General features: G+C 75.0%; 9 protein-coding genes. 4 read left to right on the top strand and 5 right to left on the bottom strand.

Translation table 11 applies throughout. The annotated features are described in order from the left end of the window. The 4 genes from Q0L15_RS06245 to Q0L15_RS06260 form a co-directional block, all read right to left on the bottom strand. The coding region (locus Q0L15_RS06245) for an RDD family protein (protein ID WP_296603023.1) at window positions 1-626 on the bottom strand (626 nt) is incomplete at its 3' end. Continuing rightward, the gene (locus tag Q0L15_RS06250; RefSeq protein ID WP_296603024.1) at window positions 623-1,621 is read right to left on the bottom strand and encodes an FHA domain-containing protein; all 999 of its coding nucleotides are present in this window, start codon (window positions 1,619-1,621) and stop codon (window positions 623-625) included. The genes Q0L15_RS06245 and Q0L15_RS06250, both read right to left, overlap by 4 nt. Window positions 1,622-1,641: 20 nt before the next feature. Continuing rightward, window positions 1,642-2,421: a protein phosphatase 2C domain-containing protein gene (locus Q0L15_RS06255; protein ID WP_296603036.1), complete on the bottom strand. Its 780-nt coding sequence runs from the start codon at window positions 2,419-2,421 to the stop codon at window positions 1,642-1,644. 171 nt (window positions 2,422-2,592) lie between these two features. Beyond that, window positions 2,593-3,792: a PLP-dependent aspartate aminotransferase family protein gene (locus tag Q0L15_RS06260; RefSeq protein ID WP_296603026.1), complete on the bottom strand. Its 1,200-nt coding sequence runs from the start codon at window positions 3,790-3,792 to the stop codon at window positions 2,593-2,595. Between the two features lie 66 nt (window positions 3,793-3,858). On the opposite strand from Q0L15_RS06260, the gene Q0L15_RS06265 reads away from it, so the two are divergent. The 4 genes from Q0L15_RS06265 (at window position 3,859) to Q0L15_RS06280 (ending at window position 8,975) form a co-directional block, all read left to right on the top strand. Next, window positions 3,859-4,365 carry an Lrp/AsnC family transcriptional regulator gene (locus Q0L15_RS06265; RefSeq protein ID WP_296603027.1) on the top strand — a complete coding sequence of 169 codons (507 nt, stop codon included), beginning with the start codon at window positions 3,859-3,861 and terminating at the stop codon, window positions 4,363-4,365. A gap of 51 nt (window positions 4,366-4,416) precedes the next feature. Beyond that, on the top strand, window positions 4,417-6,693 hold the full coding sequence (locus tag Q0L15_RS06270) for a helicase C-terminal domain-containing protein (RefSeq protein ID WP_296603028.1): 2,277 nt from the start codon (window positions 4,417-4,419) through the stop codon (window positions 6,691-6,693). 9 nt (window positions 6,694-6,702) lie between these two features. Continuing rightward, window positions 6,703-7,254 carry a CGNR zinc finger domain-containing protein gene (locus tag Q0L15_RS06275; protein WP_296603030.1) on the top strand — a complete coding sequence of 184 codons (552 nt, stop codon included), beginning with the start codon at window positions 6,703-6,705 and terminating at the stop codon, window positions 7,252-7,254. Between the two features lie 80 nt (window positions 7,255-7,334). Further along, the gene (locus tag Q0L15_RS06280) at window positions 7,335-8,975 is read left to right on the top strand and encodes a DNA repair helicase XPB (RefSeq protein WP_296603031.1); all 1,641 of its coding nucleotides are present in this window, start codon (window positions 7,335-7,337) and stop codon (window positions 8,973-8,975) included. Window positions 8,976-9,086: 111 nt separating this feature from the next. Here the strand turns inward: Q0L15_RS06280 and Q0L15_RS06285 are convergent, their stop codons facing one another. After that, on the bottom strand, window positions 9,087-9,734 hold the full coding sequence (locus Q0L15_RS06285; RefSeq protein WP_296603033.1) for a hypothetical protein: 648 nt from the start codon (window positions 9,732-9,734) through the stop codon (window positions 9,087-9,089). Window positions 9,735-9,847: the final 113 nt, after the last annotated feature.

Consider the following 9,847-nt stretch of genomic DNA (forward strand, 5'->3'; position numbering starts at 1 on the left):
TCCGGGCCATCGGCCGCGCGGACGCGGGGCGGCTCCCGCCGGGCCCGGCGCGTGGGCGCTGCGTGGGAGGCGGCCGGCACGACCGGCGCGAGGCGCAGGGCCGTGAGGTTGACGACGTGGCGCGGTCCGGCCTCCTCGGGCACGTCCTCCTCCGGCTCGGCGGGATGGTGGGACGCAGGTACGGCGACGACCTCCGACCCGGTGACCCGGTCATGCCATCCCCGGCGTCGGCCGCCGGGATCGGTCGCCGCCGTCCAGGCCAGGACGGCGACCCCCAGTCCGCACGTCGGCACCGTCGCCAGGCCCAGGAGCAGCTGACGCCGCATCGCCCGGGTGACCCCGAGCGGGGCGCCGGTGCGAACGTCGACCAGCCGGAGGCCGACGGCGGCGAGCCCGGGCGTGGAGCCGGTCCGGCCGAGCGGGACGGCGAGGACGGCGCCGACCGCCACCACCAGCGCGGCCACCACGGCGACACCGACGATCGGACGGTCCGGGCCGACGACGTGGCGCAGGACGAGGTAGGCCGCGGCGACCACGGTCCACGCCAGCACCCGGTCGACGACGAACGCGTGCAGCCGGCGCTCCAGGTCGGCCGGCTCTCGGGCGTCCCGCGGCAGCGGTCTCATGGGTCGAGCACCTGGACGGTGACCCCGTCACCCAGGTCGACCACCGCGCCCGGGATCAGCTGAACGGCCACGCCGGGTTGCAGGTCCTCGGGAGGCAGGCCGGGCTGGACGAGCAGGGTGCCATTGGTCGATCCGAGGTCGGTGACGACCGCCGTGCCGTGATCGGCGCCGGAGCCCGGCCGGACCTCGAGGTGCGTGGAGGAGATCTCCTGGTGCGGGCTCGGGACGGCGACCAGTCGCGGCTCCCCCGCGTGGGTGTGGTGCCGAGCCTCGGGAGCGCGTCCGACGAGGACGACGCGATCGACCAGGACCTCCTCGCCGCTGGAGAACGCCAGGCGCGCCACCGGTCGGGAGCCGACCGCCGGGGTCGCCTGGAGGTCGAGGTGGTCCACTGCCGCCGGAGGCGCGGCGTGCAGGCCGCCGCTGCGGGTGAGCCCATCGTGCTCCGGGGCCGGGGCGACAGCCGGCATCGCCTCGGTGATCGGCCCCTCGGGCAGGACGGGCTCGAGGACCGGGTCGGGCTCGGGCGGCGCGGGAGCCTCGTGGCGCGGCGGGGCCGGCGGGCACTCGGCGACGGACAGTCGCACCACACCGCCGGTCACGAGCAGGTCGGCGGTGTCCGGCTCCACCGCGACCTCGATGCGGGTGCGGGTCACGCCGGTGACGGTCCGCTCGACCCAGGTGGCCGCGCCCGTGGGGTCACCCTCCACGTGCACCTCGTCGTCGGCAGTGGTGAGCCGGACCCGGGCGGCACCGCGGACCACGACCCGGACCCGGTCGTCGTGACTGCTCACCAGCACGAAGCCGGGCAGCTCCCGCAGGCCGCCGGCGATCACCGCGTCCAGCGTCTCGTCGAACCCGGCCCCGTCGTCGATCAGCTCCCACAGCGCCCCGGCCCGGGCCCGCTGCGACGCAGGCAGCGCCAGCACCGACCGCGGGCCGAGGATGCCGATCCAGTCGCCGGTGCGGAAGGACCAGGTGCGCGGCTCGGTCACGACGGCTCTCCCTCCGCGTCCTACGCGAGAGCGGCCGTCTCGTCGACCGAGGCCACCACCTCGACGACGACCGCGGTCGCGTTGTCCTCACCTCCGGCAGCCACCGCGGCCCGGACCAGGCGGTCGGCCGCGTCAGCGGTGTCGGAGCAGGCCGCGAGGATCTGCTCCAGGCCCTCGTCGTCGACCATCCCGCTCACGCCGTCCGAGCACAGCACCAGCCGCTCGCCCGGGGTGGCGGGGAGCACGAAGAAGTCGGGCTGCGCACGGGTCGACTCTCCCAGCGCCCGGGTGATGACGTTCCGCTCGGGGTGGGTCGCGGCGTCCTCGGCCGCCAGCTGCCCGGCGTCGACGAGCTCCTGCACGAGGCTGTGGTCGGTGCTGACCTGGGCGAGATGTCCTTCGGCGTACCGGTAGACGCGGGAGTCACCCAGGTTGGCCAGCAGCCAGGCGGGCCCGTCCTCGGCCTCGACCAGGAGGGCGACCACGGCCGTCGTGCCCGCCGAGCGACCGCGCGCCACCCCGGCGGCCCGCTGGGCGGCGGCGTACTCGCCGATGCGGTCCGCGCACGCGGCCAGGGTCTCGGAGATCGCCTCGACGCCGCGGCGCGGGTCGTAGCCGGACTCGGCCAGGCGCCCGAACTCCTCGACGACGATCGCGCTCGCCACGTCGCCACCCTCGTGACCGCCCATGCCGTCGGCGACGACGAAGACCGGAGGCCTCGCGAGGTGGGCGTCCTCGTTGACCTCGCGCACCCGCCCGACATCGGTCGCGGCCCCGTAGCGGATCTCCACCTGATGCATCGCCACCGGCCCTTCACGACTCCGACGTCCCTGGGTGCGCCCCGGCCTGCTGGCCGCGGCCACGCTCAGCCTGGGTCCAGGCTCCGAGTCCTAGATGCCCGCGTCGTCCTCCGCCAAACACCGCCCGGCCCGAGCGGTGCACAACCGCCCCGCGACGCGATCGCGTCCCGGTCAGTGCAGGGCGTGCTCCAGGTCGGCCCACAGGTCCTCGACGTCCTCGAGCCCCACCGAGAGCCGGAGCAGCCCCTCACCCGGCCGGGCGGCTGCCTCGACCGGCCGGTGGGTGAGCCCCGCCGGGTGCTGGATCAAGGTGTCCACGCCTCCGAGCGAGACCGCGTGCGTGATGAGCCGGCAGGCCTGGGCGGTACGGGCCGCCGCGGCGTGGCCACCGGGCAGCTCGAAGGCGAGCAGGCTGCCGGGGCCGCTCATCTGGGTGCCGACGAGCCCGGTGGGGTCGCACTCCTTGAGCCCCGGGTAGAGCACCCGCGCGACCGCGGGGTGCTCGGCGAGCCGGCCGGCGAGCACGGCCGCCGACTCCTGCTGCGCCCGGACCCGCAGCGGCAGCGTCTGCAGCCCGCGGTGCAGGTCGTACGCCGCCCGCGGGTGCAGGAGGCCGCCGGTGAGGGCACGGACCTGGCGGAGCCGTACCTGCCAGGCCTCGCCCGCGGCCACGACCCCACCCATCGCGTCGCCGTGGCCACCCATGAACTTCGTGGCCGAGTGCAGCACCAGGGCCGCCCCGTGGGCGCCCGGCCGCTGCAGCACGGGCGTCGCGAACGTGTTGTCGACCAGCACGGGCACCTCACCGGCCTGGGCCACGACGGCGTCGAGGTCGACCAGGTCGACCGTCGGGTTCGCCGGCGTCTCGACGACGACCAACCCGGTCTCGGGCTCGATCGCCTCGGCGATCCGGTCGGCCCGGGCCCAGGTCACGCGGGTGCCGAGGAGGCCGGTCGCGAGCACGTGGTCGGTGCCGCCGTACAGCGGGCGGACGGCCACCACGTGAGGCCGGCCGGCCGCGACGGCGGCGACCAGCACCGCACTGAGCGCCGCCATGCCGGTGGCGAACGCGACCGCGCCGGGCAGGTCCTCGAGCTCGGCGACGGCACGCTCGAACCGGTCGACGTTGGGGTTCCAGAGCCGCTGGTAGACCAGCGAGTCGACACCCTCCGGGCGGCCGCCCGTCGCGAGCTGCTCGTAGGCGGCTCCGCCCCCGTCGACGCTGGGGAGGGGGTACGTCGTGGAGAGGTCCAGCGGGGGGACGTGCACGCCGAGCGCGACCAGGTCCTCCCGGCCGGCGTGGACGGCGTGGGTGTCGAGGCGGGTCATGGTTCCAGGGTCGAACCGCAGCGCTGCGGCCACAATGGTCATGCAGATCCTTCGTTGACCACCATGACTGCCGCAGGATCTTCGGCCCGGGTCGGCTACGGTCGTCTCATGCCGAAGATCGCGCCCCACCTCGCCCCCGGCCCGCCGCCCCGCGAGCGCCCGGTGCTCGACGACGTCGACCGGGCCCTGGTCGACGCCCTGGTGCGCGACGGTCGGACCCCGAACGTCGAGCTCGCCCGGAGCGTCGGCATCGCCGAGTCGACCTGCCTGGCCCGGGTCCGCAGCCTGCGGGAGCGCGGCATCGTCACGGGGGTCACCGCCGACGTCGACCTGGCCCGGCTCGGACTGCCCGTGCAGGCGATGGTCACCGTGCGCTTCTCGGGCCACCTGCGCGCCGACGTCGACGCGTTCGCCGAGGAGGTGACCGGGCTGCCGGGCGTGCTGGCCGCCTACAACATCTCGGGCGCCAACGACTTCCTGGTGCACGTGGCCACCACGACCCCCGAGGCGCTGCGCGACTTCGTGCTCGACAACCTCACCGGCCGCGCCGGCGTCGTGCACGCCGAGACCAGCCTGGTCTTCCACGCGACCCGCGGGCGCGCCGTGCTCGGGTGAGCGTCCTCGCTCCACCCCCGGCGCGCGTCAGCGCCCGGTAGCGTTGTGGGGATGTCCGCGACCGGGTTCCGCACGCTCGCCGACCAGCTGCGCAGCTGGCCGGACGAGCGCCTGTCCCGGCTGCTCGTCGCGCGTCCCGACCTGGCCACCCCGGCCCCCCACGACTCCGCGCAGCTGGCGTCGCGGGCGGCCGCTCGGTCGTCGTTGCTGCGGGCGCTCGACCAGCTCACGACGGCCGAGCTCAGCGTCCTCGACGCCCTGGTGGTCGTCGGCCAGACGTCCGCGGAGGGCCTGGCGTCGGTGGTGCGGGCCGCTCCGGCCTCGGTCGAGGCCGCCGTGAGCCGCCTGCTCGACCTCGCGCTCGTGTGGGAGGCACCGGGCGGCGTACGCGCTCTGACGGCGGTGGCGGAGGCGTTGACCCAGACCGGCGGCGCGACCGCCGTGAGCGGCCTGCGGCCGGTCTCGGAGGACCCGCCGCCGGCCGCAGACGTACGCCGACGCCTCGACGAGCTCTCGCCCGCTGCGCGGGCGCTGCTCGAGCACGTCCTCGACTCCGGCGGTGAGGCGACCGCCGGCTCGGCGCGACACACCGTGCTGCCCGAGGACGCCCGGACCCCGGCCGAGGAGCTGCTGGCCCGCCGGCTGCTCGTTCCTCGCTCGGGCGGCGTGGTGGTGGTGCCCGGCGAGGTCGGCATCGCGCTGCGCGGCGGGCGCACCACCGTCGACACGGTCGACGAGGAGCCCACCCTCGCCACCTCCGAGCGGGCGGCCTCGATCGTCGACCGGGCCGCGGCCGGCGCGGCGTTCGAGGCCGTGCGCCGGGTCGAGCTGGTCCTCGACCAGTGGGGCCTGGCCCCGCCGAGCGCCCTGCGCGCCGGCGGCCTGGGCGTGCGCGACCTGCGCGCCACCGCCGTCCAGCTGCACGTCGACGAGCCGACCGCCGCCCTGCTCATCGAGGTGGCGGCCGCCGCCGGTCTGCTCGCGACCGCCGCCGACCCCGACGGCAACCCCGCCTGGATCCCCACCGACGCCTTCGACCAGTGGACGACGCAACCGGTGGTCGACCGCTGGGCCGCGCTGGTGCGCGCCTGGCTCGAGAGCCCCCGCCTGCCCGGGCTCGTGGGGTCGCGCGACCCGGCCGGCAAGGTCTGGAACGCGCTGGCGCCCGAGCTGTCCGGCATCCACCAGGTCGAGTCGCGGCGGATGGCGCTCGACGTGCTCCTCGAGCTGCCCGCGGGTGAGGTGCTGGCCACCGGGACCGGCGTCCCCTCGCTGGTGAGCCGGGTCGCGTGGCGGCGCCCGCGTCGGCCCCGCACCCGCGCCGACCAGGTCGCCTGGGCCGTCGAGGAGGCCACCGCGCTCGGGCTGGCCGCACTCGGCGGCCTGGCGTCGTACGCCCGGCCGCTGCTCAGCGGGGACGAGGCGTCCGGGCTCGCGGGCCTGGCCGCCCTGCTGCCCGAGCCGGTCGACCACGTGCTGCTGCAGGCCGACCTCACCGCCGTGGCGCCCGGCCCGCTCGAGTCTCAGCTGGCCCGGCGGCTGCAGCTGGTCGCCGACGTCGAGTCCCGCGGCGGCGCCACCGTCTACCGCTTCACGCCGGGCTCGGTGCGCCGCGCCCTCGACACCGGGTGGACCGCGGCCGAGCTGCACGAGTTCGTGGCCGGGGTCTCGCGCACGCCGGTGCCCCAGCCGCTCACCTACCTCGTCGACGACACCGCCCGGACCTTCGGCACCATCCGGGTCGGTCACGCCGAGGCGTTCCTGCGCGCCGACGACGAGGCGGCGCTCACCGAGCTGCTGCACCACCCCCGGGCCGGGACGCTCGGGCTGCGGCGGCTCGCCCCCACGGTGCTGATCAGCTCGACCCCGCTCGACGTGCTGCTCCCCCGGCTGCGCGAGCTCGGCGCCGCTCCGGTGGTCGAGGCCGCTGACGGCACCGTCCACGTCGCGCGGCCCGACCTCGTGCGCGCCCGGACGCCTCGCGAGCACCGGGCGCGAGCCGCCAAGGTCGCCCGCGAGACCGCGCACGCCGCGCACGCCGTCACCGCGATCCGAGCGGGCGACCGGGCCGCGTCGAGCCGCCCCGAGGTCCCGGCGACCGTGCTGACCCCCAGCGGGTCGATGGCCGCGCTGCGCGAGGCGGCCGAGGCCGGGGAGACCGTGCTGATCGGCTACCTCGACAACCAGGGCACCCGCACCGAGCGGCTCGTGGACCCGGTGCGGGTCGAGGGCGGCTCGCTCACGGCGTACGACCACCGCTCCGACGACGTCCGAAGCTTTGCTGTGCATCGCATCACGACCGTCCTCCCGGTCACGCCCGATCCGTAAGATTGAAACGTGGACTTCATCCGGTACGCCGAGGCCGCCGCGGCCCTCCTGAACGCCGACATGGCCGATGTCGACGACCTGGTGGCCTACCTCGACGACCGCGAGTGGCTCGCCCAGCGGGCCACCGACCGCGACTGCATGCTGCTGCGCAAGTTCCAGCGCGAGCTGCGGCCGGTCTTCGAGGCCGGCACCGACGCCGACACCGGCGAGGACACCGGCGCGGACACCGGCGCGGTCGTCGAGCGGCTCAACGACCTGATGGGCCGCCACCCGGTCACCCCCCGCATCTCCGACCACGACGGCGACCTCCACCTGCACGTCGCCACCGAGAACGCCAGCGTCGCCGAGCTGCTGGTCGGTGAGTCGCTGCTGGGCCTGGCCACCTTGGTCTGCGACCTCGGCCCCCACCGGCTCGGGGTGTGCGCCGCCCAGCCGTGCACCGACGTCTTCGTCGACACCTCCCCCAACCAGTCGCGCCGCTACTGCTCCGAGCGCTGCTCCTCGCGCGCCAACGTCGCGGCCTACCGCGCCCGGCAGAAGGCCGTCGCGGCCACTGCATGACCGGGCCCTCCGTAGGCTTGTTCGGTGAATGATCGCCCCACGAAACCGCTCGCTGCGCTCGCGCTTCCGCGGGGACCCCGATGAATGACGGCCCCCTGATCGTCCAGTCGGACAAGACGCTGCTGCTCGAGGTCGACCACGAGCGCGCCGCCGACTGCCGCAAGGCGATCGCGCCCTTCGCCGAGCTGGAGCGCTCGCCCGAGCACATCCACACCTACCGGCTCACCCCGCTGGGCCTCTGGAACGCCCGGGCCGCCGGCCACGACGCCGAGCAGGTCATCGACACCCTGCTCGAGTACAGCCGCTACTCCGTCCCCCACGCGCTGCTGGTCGACGTCGCCGAGACCATGGCCCGCTACGGCCGCCTCCGGCTGGAGAAGAACCCGGTCCACGGGCTGGTGCTCGTGAGCAACGACCGGCCGGTGCTCGAGGAGGTGCTGCGCGCCAAGAAGGTCGCCGGGATGCTCGGGAACCGCATCGACGACGACACCGTGGCCGTGCACGCCTCCGAGCGCGGCAACCTCAAGCAGGCGCTGCTCAAGCTCGGCTGGCCGGCCGAGGACTTCGCCGGGTACGTCGACGGCGAGGCCCACGCGATCGCGCTGGCCGAGGTCGACTGGCAGCTGCGCGCCTACCAGCGCGAGGCGGCCGAGTCCTTCTGGCACGGCGGGTCCGGCGTCGTGGTGCTGCCGTGCGGCGCCGGCAAGACCCTGGTCGGCGCCGCCGCGATGGCCCAGGCCCAGGCCACGACGCTGATCCTGGTGACCAACACCGTCTCGGCTCGCCAGTGGAAGGACGAGCTGGTCCGGCGTACGTCCCTGACGCCGGACGAGATCGGGGAGTACTCGGGGTCCGTCAAGGAGATCCGGCCGGTCACGATCGCGACGTACCAGGTGCTGACGACCAGGCGGAAGGGCGTCTACCCGCACCTCGAGCTGCTCGACGCGCGCGACTGGGGACTCATCGTCTACGACGAGGTGCACCTGCTGCCGGCGCCGATCTTCCGGATGACCGCCAACCTGCAGGCGCGGCGCCGCCTGGGCCTCACCGCGACGCTCGTGCGCGAGGACGGCCGCGAGGGTGACGTGTTCTCGCTGATCGGGCCGAAGCGGTACGACGCACCGTGGAAGGACATCGAGTCCCAGGGCTGGATCGCCCCGGCCGACTGCGTCGAGGTGCGGGTGACGCTGCCGTCCTCCGAGCGGCTGGTCTACGCGACCGCCGAGCCGGAGGAGCGCTACCGACTGGCGTCGTGCACCCATCACAAGATCGATGTCGTCCGCTCGCTGGTGGCGTCCCACCCCGGCCAGCCGACGCTGGTGATCGGCCAGTACATCGAGCAGCTCGACGAGCTCGCCGCCGCGCTCGACGCGCCGGTCATCAAGGGCGACACTCCGGTCAAGGAGCGGCAGCGCCTCTTCGACGCGTTCCGGTCCGGCGAGATCGGCCTGCTCGTGGTCTCCAAGGTCGCGAACTTCTCCATCGACCTGCCCTCGGCCGAGGTCGCGATCCAGGTGTCCGGGTCGTTCGGCTCGCGCCAGGAGGAGGCCCAGCGCCTGGGCCGGCTGCTGCGTCCCAAGTCCGAGGGCAAGACCGCGCACTTCTACACGATCGTCTCCCGCGACACCGTCGACGCCGAGTTCGCCCAGAACCGGCAGCGGTTCCTCGCCGAGCAGGGGTACGCCTACCGGATCGTCGACGCGGAGGACGTGGGGGCGTAGGCGCTGGCGGCGGTTTCCCCGGCCGGCCGGGGAAACCTGCACGTTTCGGACGAGACTTCACCCGACAAGTGCAGGGATCACCCGACCAGTCCTGGGAGTACGGCGCTCAGGTCAGGCGTCGACCTCGAGGATGTCGTTCTCCAGCCACGCGCCACCCTGCTCGCCGCCGACCGGGTGCTGACGTACGACGACGCCGGTCTGCACGTCGAGCGCGACCTCGTGGTGGTCGGGATAGCGGTGGTCGACGAACCGGTCGCCCCACTCCTCGCGGTCCACGGTCGGCGAGCGCAGCAGGGAGCAGCACCCGCAACGCGGCTCGTAGGCCTCCAGCGGCCGCAGCCGCGCCTCCCACGTCGGCCGGCCCGCCCGCACCCCGACCCGCACGTCCGCGACGTCCACGTCATGGCTCAGCTCGACCGGGTCGAGCATCGCGACCCAGGAGTAGTTCTCCCAGAACAGGCCGTCGTCGTCGTCGAGGTCGGGCCGGTCCGCCACCAGCCCGTCGGGGCGGTACGTCGCCGCGGGCGGTCGCCAGGGGCCGGTCGGCCGGCCGTCGCGACGCTGGGAGTCCAGGTTGAGCGGGACGGGGGTGCCGTCGGCGCCGCGGAGCCGGATGCCGTCCGGCCGCGCCAGCCAGACCTCGACCTGGTCGCCGTACCGCCCACGCAGATCGGACGAACGGTGCCGGAGGTGCAGCGTCGTCCATCGCCACGGCGAGCTGCGCGCCAGGGCGAAGAAGTCGTCTGCGGTCGGTGTCACGCCTGCCAGTGACGCACGGCGGGATCCGTGGGTGCAACGGCTTTCCGGGGGACGTGGAGGGCGCCAGATCGCACCCGTCCGTGGCCCGCGTCTCGGCCGCTGGCAGACCCCGG

It is taken from the genome of Nocardioides sp. (assembly GCF_024509035.1).
Classification (GTDB): domain Bacteria; phylum Actinomycetota; class Actinomycetes; order Propionibacteriales; family Nocardioidaceae; genus Nocardioides.

What these genes read in the sequence shown, in the direction of transcription:
- Q0L15_RS06260 (WP_296603026.1), bottom strand. Translation starts at nt 3,792, where the DNA reads ATGACCATTGTGGCCGCAGCGCTGCGGTTCGACCCTGGAACCATGACC.
- Q0L15_RS06270 (WP_296603028.1), top strand. Translation starts at nt 4,417, where the DNA reads ATGTCCGCGACCGGGTTCCGCACGCTCGCCGACCAGCTGCGCAGCTGG.
- Q0L15_RS06280 (WP_296603031.1), top strand. Translation starts at nt 7,335, where the DNA reads ATGAATGACGGCCCCCTGATCGTCCAGTCGGACAAGACGCTGCTGCTC.
- Q0L15_RS06265 (WP_296603027.1), top strand. Translation starts at nt 3,859, where the DNA reads ATGCCGAAGATCGCGCCCCACCTCGCCCCCGGCCCGCCGCCCCGCGAG.
- Q0L15_RS06255 (WP_296603036.1), bottom strand. Translation starts at nt 2,421, where the DNA reads ATGCATCAGGTGGAGATCCGCTACGGGGCCGCGACCGATGTCGGGCGG.